The organism is Saccharopolyspora sp. ID03-671, from assembly GCF_045278815.1.
Classification (GTDB): Bacteria; Actinomycetota; Actinomycetes; order Mycobacteriales; family Pseudonocardiaceae; genus Saccharopolyspora; species Saccharopolyspora ipomoeae.
Genome location: NZ_CP134054.1, coordinates 6,900,945 through 6,916,571 on the forward strand (window position 1 = coordinate 6,900,945; position 15,627 = coordinate 6,916,571).

Consider the following 15,627-nt stretch of genomic DNA (forward strand, 5'->3'; position numbering starts at 1 on the left):
TCGCGGGAATTCCCGCCACTGGAATCGCATTTCGCCGCCGCTGAATGGGAACCGGGACCGAACGCGCCCGGAATCGCGTTCCGCACGATTGTTGGGAGAACCATGCGAGCGACTGCCGCCGACATGTCCAACGCCGCGGGTTCGTGGCTGCCCGATGTCGAAGGGGAATCGCTGTCCGCGCTGCTGACGCGGTGCGCGCAGCGCAGCGGGGACCGACTGGCGGTCACCCACCTCGACTTCACCGAGAGCCCGGAGGGGTTGGCCGCGTCGCTGACCTGGTCCGAGCTGGACCGCAGGGCGAGCTCGGTGGCGAGCGCGCTGCGCCGGTCCGCCCTGCGCGGGGACCGGGCGGCGATCCTGGTGCCGCAGCGGGCGGACTACCTCGTGGCGTTCCACGGAGCCTGCCGCGCCGGGCTGGTCGCGGTGCCGCTGTTCGCCCCGGACCTGCCCGGCCACGCCGACCGGCTCGCCGGAGTGCTCGCCGACTGCGCGCCGAGCGTCGTGCTCACCGTCGCCGACAAGCTCGGCGTCGTCCGGGACTTCCTGCGCGAGCGCGGGATCGTCGGCGTCGAGGTGCTCGCCGTCGACGAGGTGCCCGACGCCGAGTGCGATCCGGTGGCGCACGACCCCGACGAGGTCGCGTACCTGCAGTACACCTCGGGTTCGACGAAGGCCCCCGCCGGCGTGATGATCAGCCACCGCAACGTGGTCGCCAACGCGGCGCAGGCGATGTCGGCCTACGAGGCGGTCGGCGGCCGCACCCCGACGGTGAGCTGGCTGCCGCTGTTCCACGACATGGGGCTGATGCTGGCGCTGGCCGCGCCCCTGGTCGCCGGGACCCGGTCGGTGCTCATCGACCCCGTCGCCTTCCTCGAACGACCCGTGCGCTGGCTGGAAGCCCTGTCGGCGAACCCGGGCGCGATCACCGCCGCGCCGAACTTCGCCTACGCGTTCTGCGCCGCGCGCGTCGCCGAGGAGGACAAGGCGCGGTTGCGGCTGGACCACGTGCGCGCCCTCATCGACGGCAGCGAACCCGTGCAGCCGGCCGCGATCGACCGCTTCCACGACGCCTTCGCCGGGTGCGGCCTGCGCCGCAAGGCGCACCGCAGCTCCTACGGCCTGGCCGAGGCGACGGTGCTGGTCTCGGCGAGCCCGGCCGGGTCGCCGCCGCGCCGCGTCGAGCTCGACCGCGAAGCCCTGGCCGCCGGACGGGCGGAACCCGCCGACGGTGACGTGAGCACGCTGGTCTCGGCCGGGCACCCGGTGGACCAGCTGGTGCGCATCGTCGACCAGCACACCGAGCAGGACCTCCCGCCGGACCAGGTCGGCGAGATCTGGGTGCGCGGCGAGAACGTGGCGCACGGCTACTGGCGCAAGCCCCAGGAGTCGGCGTGCACGTTCGTCCCGGACGCGGCCGGGCACTGGCTGCGCACCGGCGACCTCGGCGTGATCCACGGCGGCGAGCTGTACGTGACCGGCCGGATCAAGGACCTGATCATCGTCGACGGCCGCAACCACTACCCGCAGGACGTGGAGGAGACCGTCGAGCAGGCGCACCCGGCCGTGCGCAAGCACTCGGCGGCCGCGTTCGCCGTCCCCACCGACGACGGCGAGGCCGCGGTGGTGGCCGTGGAGCGGGCCAGCCGCCTCGCCGAGCACGAGGTGGACCTCGACGCGCTCGGCCAGGCGGTGCGCGCCGCCGTCGCCGGGCGGCACGGGCTCGCCGTGCACGAGCTGGTGGTGCTCGGCCCCGGCGAGGTGCCCCGCACCTCCAGCGGCAAGATCTCGCGCTCCGCGGCGCGACAGCACTACCTGACCGGAACTCTGCGAGGGAGCGCGTGATGGGCGACCCGAACACCTCGGGCGACAACGAGATCCGGCGGTGGCTGACCGAGCGGATCGCCGAGACCACCGGACTCGACCGGGTCGACGTCGAGCGGCCGCTGCACGAGTTCGGCCTGTCCTCCCGGGACGCGGTGGCACTGGCAGCCGAGCTGGGGGAGCGGCTGGGCAGGCGGCTCTCGCCGACGCTGGTCTGGCAGAACCCGACGATCGCCGCGCTGGCGGCACGGCTCTCCGGCGGCGAGGAGATCGACATCCCGCGACCCCGCGCCCGCGGGGACGAGCCGATCGCCGTCATCGGCCTGGGCTGCCGCCTTCCGGGCGGGGTGAACTCGCCGGAGCGGTTCTGGGAGCTGCTCGACCGCGGCGACGAGGCGATCCGGGACCTGCCCGAGGGCAGGTGGGCCGACTTCGCCCCGGCCGAGGACTGGCGCGATCTGCCCGCGCGCGGCGGATTCCTCGACGACGTCGCGGGTTTCGACGCCGCGTTCTTCGGCATCGCCCCGGTGGAGGCCGCCGCGATGGACCCGCAGCAGCGGCTGCTGCTGGAGGTGACCTGGCAGGCGCTGGAGCACGCCGGCATCCCGCCGAGGGAGCTGCGCGGCAGCCGCACCGGCGTGTTCGTCGGGATGTCGTCCACCGAGTACGGGTCGCTGACGATGGGCGAGCTCGACACCGTCGACGCCTGGACCGGCACTGGGGCGGCCGCCGCGATCGCCGCGAACCGGCTGTCCTACCTGCTGGACCTGCGCGGCCCGAGCCTCACCACCGATTCGGCGTGCTCGTCGTCGCTGGTCGCGGTGCACCAGGCGGCCGCGAGCCTGCGCGGCGGCGAGTCGGACCTGGCCGTGGTCGGCGGGGTGAACCTGATGCTCTCTCCCGGCATCACCGCGAACTTCCACCGGGCGGGCGTGCTCTCGGCCGAGGGCCGCTGCAAGCCCTTCGCCGCCTCCGCCGACGGCATCGTGCGCGGCGAGGGCTGCGGCGTGGTGCTGCTCAAGCGGCTCTCCGACGCCCGGCGCGACGGCGACCGGGTGCTGTCGCTGGTGCGCGGCACCGCCATCAACTCCGACGGGCGCTCCAACGGCATCGTGGCCCCGAACCCCGACGCGCAGCGCGCTCTGCTGCGCGACGCCTACGCCGCCGCCGACCTCGACCCGGCGGTGGTGGACTACGTCGAGGCGCACGGCACCGGCACGCCGCTGGGCGATCCGATCGAGGCGGAGGCGCTCGGCGAGGTGCTGGGGGCGTCGCGCGCCTCGCGGCGACCGCTGCTGCTGGGCTCGGTGAAGAGCAACCTCGGGCACCTGGAGGGCGCGGCCGGGCTGGTCGGGTTGATCAAGGTGGTCCTGGCGATGACGCGCGGGCGCATCCCGCCGAGCCTGCACGCGACCGAGACCAGCCGGCACATCGACTTCGACGCCACCCGCCTGCGGGTCGCCGACACGGGCGCGGCGTGGCCGCGCTACTCCGGGATCGCCCGCGCGGGTGTGTCCGCGTTCGGCTTCGGCGGCACCAACGCCCACGTCGTCCTGGAGGAGTGGCCGGAGCCCGACCCCGAACCCGAGCCGGACGACGCGGTCCCGCACGCGTTCGCGCTGTCGGCCCGCACCGAGTCGGCGCTGCGGCGCCGCGCCGCCGACCTCGCCGAGGGCCTGGACGGCGCCCCGCTGGGCGACGTGGCCGCCGCGCTGCTCACCCGCCGCGACCACCTCGCGCACCGCGCCGCCGTGGTCGCCGCCGACCGCGACGAGCTGGCCGAGAAGCTGCGCAGCCTGGCCGGAGACGGCGTTCACGTCGGTGAAACGGTCGGAAACGGACTGGTTTTCGTGTTCTCCGGCTACGGGTCGCAGTGGGAGGGGATGGGTCGGCGGCTGCTGGAGACCGAACCGTCGTTCCGGTCTGCAGTGGACGATCTGGAACCGCTGTTCGCACAGGAGACCGGTTTCTCGCTCCGCGACGTGCTGCGCGGCGACCTGACCGAGCCGGATCTGGCCGCGCGGCAGCAGGTCCTGTTCGGCGTCCAGGTCGCGCTCGCGGCGGTGTGGCGGGCGCACGGCGTCGAACCCGACGCGATCGTCGGGCACTCGATGGGGGAGGTCGCGGCCGCCGTGGTGGCCGGTGCGATGCCGTTCGCCGACGGGCTGCGGGTGATGGTCACCCGCTCCCGCCTGCTGGCGAACCTCGACGCCGGAGGTGCCGGGCGGATGGCCGCGGTCGAGCTCTCCGCCGCCGAGTTCGCCGAGCTCGCCGCCGATCACCCCGACGTGTCCGTCGCCGTGCACACCTCGCCGACCCAGTGCACCGTCACCGGCGACGCCGCGCAGGTCGAGGCCCTGGTGGCCCGGGTCGAGGCGCGCGGCCGGATGGCCCGCTCGCTGGACGTGGGCGGGGCGGGGCACTCCCCGGCGGTGGACCCGATCCTCGACGAGTTCCGCTCCCGCCTCGGCGAGCTGAAGCCGACCGAGCCCGAGATCCGCTGCTACAGCAGCGTTCTCGACGACCCGACGCGGGTTCCGGAGTTCGACGAGCACTACTGGGCCGCGAACCTGCGCCGACCCGTCTGCTTCACCCAAGCCCTGGCGGCGGCGATGGCCGACGGCCACCGCACCTTCCTGGAGATCTCCCCGCACCCGATCGCCCGCTTCGCCGTCGAGGGCACCGCCGGAGCAGCGCGGGTCGCCGCGCTGCCGACGCTGGTCCGCGACGCCGACGACCAGCGGAGCCTGCTCGGGGCGATGGCCGCGCTGCACGTCGCCGGCCACGAGACCGCGCTGCGCACCCGCTACCCGCGCGGCCCGGTCGTCGACCTGCCCGGCCCGGTCTGGGAGCACCAGCGGCACTGGACGCGACCCCGCCGCCGCACGGCCTCCGGCGAGCACCCGCTGCTGGGCACGCACGTCGAGGTCCCGGACGCCGACCTGCACGTCTGGCGCGGGGAGGTGGGCACCGACGCGCAGCCGTGGCTGGCCGACCACGTCGTGCACGACGTGCCGGTGCTGCCCGCCACCGGCTACCTCGACGCGGCGCTGTCGGCCGCTGCGGTCGCGTTCGGGCCGGACCGGCCGGTGCGGGTGCGGGATCTCGAACTGCGCCAACCCCTTCCGCTGACCACCGGCACCACGGTGCACACCTCGCTGCGCACGACCGGCACCGACACCGCCCAGGTCGCCGTGCACGCCCGCTCCGCCACCGGACGCTGGGTGCGGCACGCGGTGGCGACGGTCCGGGTCGAGTCCCCCGACCGACCCGGACCCGAGCCGCTGGGCGAGCTCCCGGACGGACGCCCCGTCGACGTCTACCGGGAGCTCGCCGAGCTCGGGCAGCACTACGGCCCGGCGTTCCGCGGTCTGCGCACCGCGCGGGCCGGGCGAGGCCGGGCCTCGGCGGGCATCTCCCTGCCCGCGGCCGCCCCGCAGAGCCGGCACCACGTGCTGCACCCGGCGCTCGCCGACTCCTGCCTGCACGCCCTGGCCGCCGCGGCCGACCGGGTCGCCGAGGATCCGGGCCTGTACCTGCCGATGTCGCTGGGCTCGGTGCGGGTGTTCGGCGACCCGGGCGACGGGGTCCGCTGCGACGCGGTGCTCGACCCCGCCGACGAGCACGGCGACGGCCTGGTCGGCACGGTGCAGCTCGTCGACGGCTCGGGCCGCGTCCTCGTCGAGATGGCCGAGGTCTACCTGCGCCGCCTGCGCACGCCGATGCCGGTTCCGCTGGCGGACAAGACCTTCGAACTCCGCTGGGCCCGCGCGGACCGCGAACCGGTCGAGCGCCCGCGGCGGCGGTGGTTGCTGCTCGCCGACGACCCGACCGGTCCGGAGATCGCCCGGGCCTCCGCCGACCTCGCCGGAGCCGGCGACGAGTCCGCGTCCCTGTCCACATCGGACATCGACCGGCTGGGGAGCCGGAAAGCGGGCTGCGACGGCGTTCTCCTCGTCGCGGGCGCACCCGAGCGCTACGAGGAACCCGACGAGGCCCGGCGGCTGCTGCTGACCGCCGCCGCAGCCGCCAACGAGCTCACCGACGGCCGGTTGTGGCTGGTCACCCGCGACTCGGTCGCGATCGGTGACGAACCCGGTGCTCCCGGTCTCGCGTTCCTGCGCGGCCTGGTGCGGGTGCTGGCCTTCGAGCACCCCGAGCTGCGGGTCACCCACCTCGACCTCGACGAGCGCAGCCCCGGCGCTCTGGTCTCGGAGCTGGCGGGGGCGGCGGCCGACGACGAGGTCGCCTGGCGCGACGGCACCCGGTTCGCCGCGCGCCTGGAGCGCGTCGAGGTCCCCGAACGCCCGGTGCTCCCCGCGGTGCGCGACGGCGCCTACGTCCTCACCGGCGGTCTCGGCGGGCTCGGTCTGCTGGTCGCGCGGTGGCTCGCCGAGCGCGGCGCGACCCGGATCGTGCTGTACGGGCGCAGCGCTCCGTCCGGCCCGGCGTCGCAGGTGCTCGACGAGCTGCGCGGGCACGGCGCCGACGTGCGGGTCGTGCTGGGCGACATCGCCGAGGACGGCACCGCCGAGCAGCTGATCCGCGAGGCGGGCGCCGACGACGTCCCGGTGCGGGGTGTGCTGCACGCGGCCGGTGTCCTCGCCGACGCCACGGTCAGCACCCTGACCGAAGCCGACGTCGCGCGGGTGTGGCGGCCGAAGGTTGTCGGCGCCCGCAGGCTGCACGAGGCCACCGCCGGGCTCGACCTGGACTGGTGGCTGGTGTTCTCCTCGGCCTCCGCGCTGTTCGGCTCACCCGGCCAGACCGCCTACGCCACCGCCAACGCCTGGCTCGACGCGTTCGTGCGGTGGCGCCGCAGCGGCGGTCTGCCTGCGGCGACGATCGAGTGGGGACCGTGGGACGAGCTAGGCGGCGCCGTCGGCCGCGACAACGCGGTGCTGCGGCCGCTCACCCCGGGCGAAGGGCTGGAAGCCCTCGAAGCCGTGCTGGCCTCCGGGCGCACCGCCACCGGCGTGACCCGCCTGGACGTGACGGGAACCCTGGAGCTGTTCCCGGAACTGGCGCGCCGCCCGATGTTCGCGGCCCTGGCCGCCGAAACCGAGCCGACCGAACCGGAGGTCGGCGGGCCCGACGTCGAGGCGCTGCGCTCGGCGGAACCCGCGCAGGCCCACCAGGCGATCCTGGACGCGCTGGTGTCCCGCATCAGCGGCCTCGCCGGCCTGGACCCCGGCGCCCTCGACGTGACGGCGCCGCTGACCCGGCTCGGACTGGACTCGCTGATGGCGATGCGGGCCCGCACGGCCTTCGAGCGCGACTTCGGCATGACCGTGCCGATCCCGATGCTGCTCCGGGGCGCCAGTCTGGAGGAGGTCGCCGCCCACGTCGCCGCCGAGCTCGGCTTGCACCCCGTCGAGCCCGGCGCCGCACGGCCGGTGCTGGAACCGCGCGAGCAGGTCGAGCGCTGGATCGCCGCGCTGTGGCGGGAGGTCCTCGACGTCGAAGTCCTCGACGTGCACGACGACTTCTTCGCCCTCGGCGGCGACGACGCCCTGGCCGAGCGGGTGCGGGCCCGGGTCGTCGACCGCTTCCCGGACGCGCCCGAGCGGGCGAGGCTGTTCGCCCGGCCCACCATCGCCGAGATGGCCGACCTGGTCCGACGCTGGTTCGACGCCGCGGCCGAACCGGTCCTCGCGCTGCGCGAGACCGGCGAGCGGGCACCGCTGTTCCTGTTCCACCCGGCGGGCGGCTCGACGGGCGTCTACCGGCCGCTGGTGGAGCTGCTCTCCGACGACCAGCCCTGCCACGGCTTCGAGCGGCTCGACGACGCGCGGTCGGTCGAGGACAGCGCGGCCCGCTACATCGCCACGCTGCGCGAGATCCAGGGCAGCGGGCCGTACCGGCTGGCCGGCTGGTCGTTCGGCGGTTGCCTGGCCTACGAGGTCGCCCGGCAGCTCACCGAGCTCGGCGAGCAGGTCGACCTCGTGGCCATGATCGACTCGATCCTACCGCTGCCCGCACCGGAATCCGCGCAGCAGGACCTGCTGCTGAACCGCTACGGCCGGTTCCTCGACTACGTCGAGCAGACCTACGGCACCAGCCTGGGCATCGGCGTCGAGGACCTGGCCGGGTTGCCGGAGGACGAGCAGATCCGCTTCGTCATGGACCGCATCGCCGACCGGGTTCCGGACATGGGCGAGGCGGTGCTGCACCACCAGTACACCTCCTACGTCGACGCTCGCATCGCCGAGCGGTACCGGCCGCGCCCCTACCCGGGCCGCGTGCTGCTGTTCCGCTCCAGCGAACCGCACCCGCTGACGACCTCGCTGGACCCCCGCTACCTGCGCACCGACGACTCGCTGGGCTGGGACGAGTTCTGCTCCGACCTGCGGATCGTGCGGGTGCCCGGCGACCACGTCTCAATGATCGACCCGCCGCACGTCTCGGTGATCGCCGACCACCTGGAAGGAGAACTGGCATGCTCGATCGCACGACCACCGCGGATCGGCTAGGCGACCTCAACGCCCGCCACGAGGAGGTCACCAGGGTCGCCGAGAAGCGCGCGCGGGACCGTCAGCACGCCAAGGGCAAGCTCACCGCGCGCGAGCGCATCGAGGAGCTGCTCGACGCCGACTCGTTCGTCGAGCTCGACGAGTTCGCCCGGCACCGCTGCACCGACTTCGGGATGGACCGCCACCGGCCCTACGGCGACGGCGTGGTCACCGGGCACGGCACCGTCGACGGCCGGCCGGTGTGCGTGTTCTCGCAGGACTTCACCGTGTTCGGCGGCAGCATGGGGGAGACCTTCGGGCGCAAGGTGCTCAAGGTGATGGAGCTGGCGATGGACATCGGCTGCCCGGTCGTGGGCATCAACGACTCCGGTGGTGCCCGCATCCAGGAGGGCGTGGAGTCGCTGGCCTACTACGCCGAGCTGGGCAGGCTCAACACCCACGCCTCGGGCGTGATCCCGCAGCTGTCCATGATCACCGGCCCGTGCGCGGGAGGAGCGGTGTACTCCCCGGCCATCACCGACTTCACCGTCATGGTGGAGGGCACCTCGCACATGTTCGTCACCGGGCCCGACGTCGTCCAGGCCGTCTCCGGCGAGCGGCCGGACGTCGCCGAGCTGGGCGGGCCCGCAACCAACGGTGCCGTGTCGGGCAACGCCCACTACGTGGCCCCCGACGAGCAGGACGCGTTCTCCTGGGTGCGCGCCCTGCTCGGCTACCTGCCCGCCAACAACCTGGAGCAACCACCGGTCTACGAGCCGGAGGAACCGCTCGCGCGGCAGGAGGAGCTCGACGAGATCGTGCCCGACTCGGAGAACCAGGGCTACGACATGTACGAGGTGATCGAGCGCCTGGTGGACGGGGGCGAGTTCCTGGAGGTCCACGACCGGTTCGCGCCCAACATGATCTGCGCGTTCGCCCGGATCGAGGGGCGCACCGTCGGCGTGGTGGCCAACCAGCCGCAGCACCTCGCCGGGGTGATCGACATCGACGCCTCGGAGAAGGCCGCGCGGTTCGTGCGGTTCTGCGACGCCTTCAACGTCCCGCTGCTGACCCTGGCCGACGTGCCGGGGTACCTGCCCAGCGTGGCGCAGGAGCGCGGCGGCATCATCCGGCGCGGCGCGAAGCTCATCTACGCCTACGCGGAGGCCACGGTGCCGAAGGTGACCGTGGTGGTGCGCAAGGCCTACGGCGGCGGCTACGCGGTGATGGGCTCCAAGCACCTCGGGGCGGACGTGAACATCGCCTGGCCGACCGCGGAGATCGCGGTGATGGGAGCGCCGGGCGCGGCGGCGATCCTGCACCGCAAGCGCCTGTCCGAGACCGACGAGCCGCAGCGCGCCGCCTTGCACGCGCGGCTCACCGCCGAGTACGCCGAGGCATTCGCCACCCCCTACCGGGCGGCCGAGCGCGGCCACGTGGACATGGTCGTGCAGCCGTCCCGCACCCGCCACCAGATCGCGCGGGCGCTGCGGGTGCTGCGCACCAAGCGCAGGACCCTGCCGGCCAAGAAGCACGGGAACATCCCGCTGTGAGCGGGGGAGTCCGCGTCCTCGCGGCGATGATCGCGCTGCTGCTGGCGGTGGCGGCCGCTCCGGCCTCGGCGGTGCCGGGACCGGCGGCCGACGACGGCGCCCGGGTGATCCGGGAGTCCAGAGTGGACGAACGCGAGGTGGACCTGGAGATCGCCTCCCCGGCGCTGGGCGGGACCGCGGTGGTCCGGCTGCTGCTGCCCACCCGCTGGGTGGAGCGGCCGGACCGGACCTGGCCGGTGCTGTACCTGCTGCACGGCTGCTGCGAGACGGCCGACTACCAGGGCTGGACCTGGTTCACCGACGTCGAGGAGTTCACCGCCGACGAGGACGTGCTGGTGGTGATGCCCAGCGGGGGACCGGCCGGGATGTACTCGCCGTGGTGGAACTTCGGCGCGCGCGGGGCGCCGGACTGGGAGCGGTTCCACGTCACCGAGCTGCGCCAGATCTTGGAACGCGGCTACCGGGCCGGGAGCTCCCGGGCGGTGGCGGGCGTGTCGATGGGCGGCTACGGCGCCCTGGCCTACGCCTACCGGAACCCGGGGACGTTCGGTGCGGCCGCGTCGTTCAGCGGTATCCCGAACACGCTGTTCCCGGGTGCTCCGGCGGTGATCAAGGGTCTGCTGGTGCGCGAGGGGCACAACCCGTACGCGCTGTGGGGGGACGAGGTGCTCGACCACCGGATCTGGTCGGCGCACAACCCGTTCGACCACGTGGACCGGCTGCGCGGCGTCGGACTGTACGTCTCGGCGGGCAACGGGCTCACCGGGCCGCTGGACCGGCCGGGTGCGGTGGACCCGTTGGAACCGGCGTCGCTGGCGAGTTCGAAGAGCTTCACCGACCGGCTCGCGGAGCGGGGAATTGCGGTGACCGCGCACTTCTACGCCGGCGGAACGCACGATTGGCCCTACTGGCATCGGGAACTGCGCGCGGCGTGGCCGGTCCTTTCGGCAGCGCTCGGGTTGGAACCCGGCAAATCCGGCGCCTAGCGGGAATCGGGTCGACCTCGTGGAAAAAACCGACGATGTGTCCGGGTTCGTCGCGTCGAATGGTTTTTCTCGCGCCGAGAGGGGAAATCTGGGAAAGATGGTGATGTGAAGCTTCTTCGCAATTCCCAGGTCATGGTGGTTCACTGGGTGCGCGGAGGGGTGAGCGGCGCGTGCCGGAACGGGTTTTTGTCATCGCGGCACAACCGCGAATCGCAAAATTAGCATCCGCCGGAAGAGTCACCACTCGAATAGCCGAAAGCGCCGGTTGCTTCCGCAAAGTCGGAGTGGGGTGCGTTTGACAGTTCCCGCTGCCGTCCATATGTTTTCGTGATTGCACGCGTGTTGCTGAATGATTCACCGCCCCGAAATTGCTGCGACTGGGGGAGAGATGGCGATCGACGTCGGATCCGGATCCGTCCGCGAAGGAGGGCCGCGCGAAGGAACCCGGTTCGGAGTCGGCCGGCGGACCGATCCCCGACGCCGGATCTCCGCCCCGCACAACGAGAGGAGCGCTCCCCAGGTCGAGAAGGGCTGCGCCAGGCAGTTGTTCACCGCGCTGCCCAAGGAGATCGCCGACGGGTTCCGCCCCTACGTCACCCCGCTGGCCAAGGCGATCGTGCGCGAGATCCAGGGTGTGGTCCCGGAGTACGCGCAACCGTTGGACACCGCGTTCGGCGTGTACTTCACCCGGGGCATCGAGCAGGCGATCCTCCAGCCGCTCAACAACATCCGGGAAGAGGAGGACGGCGCCGACGACTGGTCGGAGTACTTCCGCCTGATGGGCAAGCTGGAGTTCGCCGCCGGTCGCGGTCTGCAGAGCCTGCAGACCGCCTATCGGGTGGGCGGGCGCGTCGCCTGGCGGCACTTCGCCGAGTTCGGCAAGAAGCTCGACGTGCAGGTGGACCTGATGTGCCTGTGCGCCGAGGCGATCTTCGCCTACGTGGACGACCTCTCGAAGCTGTCGTTCGAGGGCTACTCCACCGCCCAGGAACGCGCCGTGGGCACCCTGGCCCGGCGCAGGCGGCGGCTGCTCGAACTGCTGCTGGCCGAACCACCCGCCTCACCGCAGTCCGTCGGCGACCTCGCCGACAGCGCCCGGTGGGACGTGCCGGAGTGGGTCACCCTGGTCGCGCTGGAACCGGTCTCCGACGACCCCGACGACCCGCGCCTGGACGACGACGTGCTGGTCAACCTCGAAGGCGCGAGGCCCTGCCTGCTGATCCCCGACGAGCCGCGCGACCCGGCGGGCCTGGTCGCCGAGCTCGGCGGCCGGCGCGCGGCGATGGCACCCAAGGTCCGGATCGGTGACGCCGCCCGGTCGCTGCGCTGGGCGCGGCACGCGATCGACCTGGTGCAGCGCGGCGTGCTCCCGAACCGCGCGCTGACCCGCTGCGCCGACCACCTCACCACGCTCTGGCTGCTCAGCGACGAGTTCCTGGTCACCCAGATCGGCGCCCGCTGCCTCGCTCCGCTCGACGAGCTCACCGTCAAGCAGCGCGCCCGCCTCAGCGAAACCCTGCTGGTCTGGCTGCAATCCCGCGGCAGCGCCCGGGAACTCGCCGAACGCCTCGGCATCCACCCGCAAACCGTCCGCTACCGCATGAACAAGCTGGAGCAGCTCTTCGGAGACCGCCTCAACGACCCCGACGACCGCCTGGACATGGAGCTCGCCCTCCGCGCGGAAACCCTCCTGATGCGCGGTTGAGAACGGTTTCCGCTCACTTTGCATGGCGGTGCGGGTAGCGGAACCTGAGCGCCTTCGTGGACTCCGTGCGCCGCTCCTTGAGCATTCGATACGCGGCGTCCCGGCGTACTCGCCACGAAGGCGCTCAGAACCCGCGGCGGTGCCAGTGCCTCAGGTGGTGGAAGAGAATGCGGCTCCGCCGCATGGGCAAGAATCAGCCCTCACCGGGGAGATCGCGGCCTTCGAGGATGTCGATGGGCTTGCGGGCCCGGACGGGTCCGAACAGCAGCGCCTGGGCCGCGCCGACCATGTGGTCCTGGATGATCGTCTGCGTCTTGACCGGGTCGCCGGACTCGATCGCGGTGACGATCTCCAGGTGCCGTTCGGCGCTCATGTTCGACACCGCCCGCTCCTGGCCCCGGTACATGATGCACATCCGCATCGGGCCCTCCAGGAGCTTCCACGAGCGCAGCAGCGCGTCGTTGCCGGTGAGCTCGCACAGCATCTCGTGGAAGCCCAGGTCGGCCTCGATCTGGGCCTCCAGCGAGACCCGCGCGGCCGCCGCCATCTCGTCGACGGCGGCCCGCAGGCTCGCGCAGTGCTGGTCGCGGTAGTGGCTCGCGGCCAGCGTCTCGCCCGCGACGCCTTCGAGCGCGGCGCGGACGGTGAAGGTGTTGATGATGTCCTTCTCGTCGATGTCGCGGACCGCGACGCGCCCCCGCTCGCCGTACTCGACGAGGCCCTCCTGCTGGAGCTCGCGCAGCGCCTCGCGCAGCGTGCCGCGGCTGATGCCGAGCTGCTCGGACACCTGGACCTCGCCGAGGTGGGTGCCGGGAGGGAACGTGCCGGTGGTGATGGCCTTGCGCAGCGAGTCCACGGCCTGCTGCCGCAGATTGCGACCGTCCTTGCTACCACGGCTCGCCACGCGCGTCCTCCTCGGTCGCCCGCCCTCGGCGGGTGTCAGCACCGCTCGTACTCGGCAATCAACTCTACCTTCGCCGCGCTGGCGGACTGGTGGTCGAACTCGAAACCGAGCCATTCGGCCACCAGGCGGCGTGCGAGTTCGAGACCGACGACGCGCTGGCCGAACGTCACGACCTGGCAGTTGTTGGACAGCACCGAGCGCTCCGCGGAGTAGGAGTCGTGGGCGGTGGTGGCCCGCACCCCGGCGACCTTGTTGGCCGACAGCGCCATGCCGATGCCGGTGCCGCAGATCAGCACCGCCCGGTCGGCGCGCCCGTCGCGGATCGCCTCGCCCGCCGCGAGCCCGATCTCCGGGTAGGGGCGGTGCACGTCGTCGGAGCCCCGGTGCACGCCGAGGTCGATGACCTCGCCGACCCGGGGGTCGGCGCGCAGGTCCTCGGCGATGCGCTCCTTGTAGTCGAGTCCGGCGTCGTCGCAGCCGACCACGATCCGGTAGGTCATGTGTTCGCTCCAGTCAGGTAGTCGCCGATCACCTTCGTGATCAGCGCGAAGGACACCGCCCCCGGGTCGGGGGTTCCGACGCTGCGCTCGGCCAGCGGCCGCGCCCGGCCCTTGCGGGGCACCAGCCGCGCGCTGTCCCGAGCGGCCCGGTCGGCGGCGGTCGCCGCCTCGCCCCAGGCCTCGACCAGCGAGGACGTGGTCGCCGAGAGCAGCGCCGCGCGGAACGGTTCGAGCGCGTCGACGAGGGTCTTGTCGCCGACCTCGGCACCGCCCAGCTCGCGGATCCGGGCGGCCAGCGCGTCGACGGCCTTGGCGGCGATCTCGGCGTCCCCGGCGTGCTCGCCGAGCACCTCGCCCGCCGCGCGCAGCCCGGCGCCCCACAGCACGCCGGAGGTGCCGCCCGCGCGGTCGGCCCAGCCGTCCCCGGCTGCGGCCAGGCAGTCGCCCGCCCCGGCCCCGGCGAGCTGCGCGCGCTCGGCCGCCTCGACGGCGGCGGAGACGCCGCGCACCATGCCCCGGCCGTGGTCGCCGTCGCCCGCGACGGTGTCGATCGCGCCCAGCTCGTCCTCGGCGTCGCGCACCGCGGTCTCGACCCGGCGCAGCGCGGCCACGACGTGCTCGGCCAGCCGCCGCGAGGAATCCGCGGCCGGTGCGTAGCCGACGGTCTCGGCCTCCGGTTCGTCGACGGTCTCCTCACCGCGGACCTCGGTGATGTGCCCGCGCCGGAACGCCGGGGTCCAGGCCGGTGCGGTCCAGAGGCGTTCGAGCTCGTCGTCCAGCCAGGTCAGGGTGAGCGACACCCCGGCCATGTCGAGGCTGGTCACGAGCTCGCCGACCTCCGGCAGCACCGGTACGTGCCCCGAGTCGCGCAGCCGCCCGGCCACGTGCCGCCAGAGCACCAGCAGCTCCTCGTGCTTGACCGCGCCGAGACCGTTGAGCAGCACCGCCACCCGGTCCCCGGCGCCGGCGGGCTTCTCGGCCAGCACCCGGGTCACGAAGTCCTCGGCCAGCTCGGCCGCCGAAGGCAGCGGCACGTCGCGCAAACCCGGTTCGCCGTGGATGCCCAGCCCCAGGCCCATGTGCCCGTCCGGCACCTGGAACAGCGGCTCGGCCGCGCCGGGGAACGAGCAGCCCGCGAAGGCGGTGCCGATGGTGCGGGTGCGGTCGTTGGTCTTCCGCCCGATCCGCACCACCTCGGCCAGCTCCGCGCCCTCCTCGGCGGCCGCGCCCATCAGCTTGAACACGGTGAAGTCGCCCGCGATGCCGCGCCGCCGCTCGGACTCCTCGGCCGGGGCGCTGGCGATGTCGTCGGTGACCACGACGTGCTCGACCTCGACGCCCTCGGAGCGCAGCCGGTCGGCGGCCAGGCCGAAGTTCATCACGTCACCGGCGTAGTTGCCGTAGCTGAACACCACCCCGGCGCCGGAGTGCGCGGCCCGGGCCACCGAGCACGCGTCCTGGGCGGACGGGGAGGTGAACAGGTTGCCGCTGACCGCGCCGTCGGCCAGGCCGGGCCCGATCACGCCGTAGAAGGCGGGGTAGTGGCCGGATCCGCCGCCGGGCAGCACCGCGACCTTCGGCCGCTCGGGCCTGCCGCGTCGGACCGCTCCGCCGGGAACCTGGCGCACCAGGTCGGCGTGCAGCTCGCAGAAGCCGGTCAGCGCGTCGTCGGCGAAGTCCGCCGGGTCGTCCCACAGGTAGGTCAT

Annotated in this window: 8 protein-coding genes; 5 read left to right on the forward strand and 3 right to left on the reverse strand. The window is 73.4% G+C overall.

All coding sequences use genetic code 11. From position 1 onward, the window contains the following. Positions 1-102: 102 nt before the first annotated feature. From REH65_RS32130 to REH65_RS32150, 5 genes are all read left to right on the forward strand, one after another. Positions 103-1,842, forward strand: coding sequence for a fatty acyl-AMP ligase (locus tag REH65_RS32130; RefSeq protein WP_406690481.1), 1,740 nt, complete (start codon positions 103-105; stop codon positions 1,840-1,842). Continuing rightward, positions 1,842-8,294 (forward strand): SDR family NAD(P)-dependent oxidoreductase, encoded by a 6,453-nt coding sequence (locus REH65_RS32135; RefSeq protein WP_406690482.1) that lies wholly within the window; start codon positions 1,842-1,844, stop codon positions 8,292-8,294. Before REH65_RS32130 ends, REH65_RS32135 begins: the two co-directional genes overlap by 1 nt. Next, positions 8,261-9,826, forward strand: coding sequence for an acyl-CoA carboxylase subunit beta (locus REH65_RS32140; protein WP_406690483.1), 1,566 nt, complete (start codon positions 8,261-8,263; stop codon positions 9,824-9,826). The genes REH65_RS32135 and REH65_RS32140 overlap by 34 nt, the downstream gene beginning before the upstream one ends. A gap of 26 nt (positions 9,827-9,852) precedes the next feature. After that, positions 9,853-10,812, forward strand: coding sequence for an alpha/beta hydrolase (locus tag REH65_RS32145; RefSeq protein ID WP_406693277.1), 960 nt, complete (start codon positions 9,853-9,855; stop codon positions 10,810-10,812). A gap of 388 nt (positions 10,813-11,200) precedes the next feature. Continuing rightward, positions 11,201-12,517, forward strand: a complete 1,317-nt coding sequence (locus tag REH65_RS32150) for a helix-turn-helix domain-containing protein (protein ID WP_406690484.1) — start codon at positions 11,201-11,203, stop codon at positions 12,515-12,517. A 193-nt stretch (positions 12,518-12,710) separates the two neighbouring features. Here REH65_RS32150 and REH65_RS32155 read toward each other — a convergent pair whose 3' ends face one another. The 3 genes from REH65_RS32155 to REH65_RS32165 are packed head-to-tail and all read right to left on the reverse strand — an operon-like array spanning position 12,711 to position 15,627. Next, positions 12,711-13,421 carry a GntR family transcriptional regulator gene (locus REH65_RS32155; RefSeq protein ID WP_406690485.1) on the reverse strand — a complete coding sequence of 237 codons (711 nt, stop codon included), beginning with the start codon at positions 13,419-13,421 and terminating at the stop codon, positions 12,711-12,713. 35 nt (positions 13,422-13,456) lie between these two features. Then, complete coding sequence (locus REH65_RS32160; RefSeq protein ID WP_406690486.1) at positions 13,457-13,921, reverse strand: ribose-5-phosphate isomerase; 465 nt, start codon at positions 13,919-13,921, stop codon at positions 13,457-13,459. After that, positions 13,918-15,627 carry a dihydroxyacetone kinase family protein gene (locus tag REH65_RS32165; protein WP_406690487.1) on the reverse strand — a complete coding sequence of 570 codons (1,710 nt, stop codon included), beginning with the start codon at positions 15,625-15,627 and terminating at the stop codon, positions 13,918-13,920. Before REH65_RS32165 ends, REH65_RS32160 begins: the two co-directional genes overlap by 4 nt.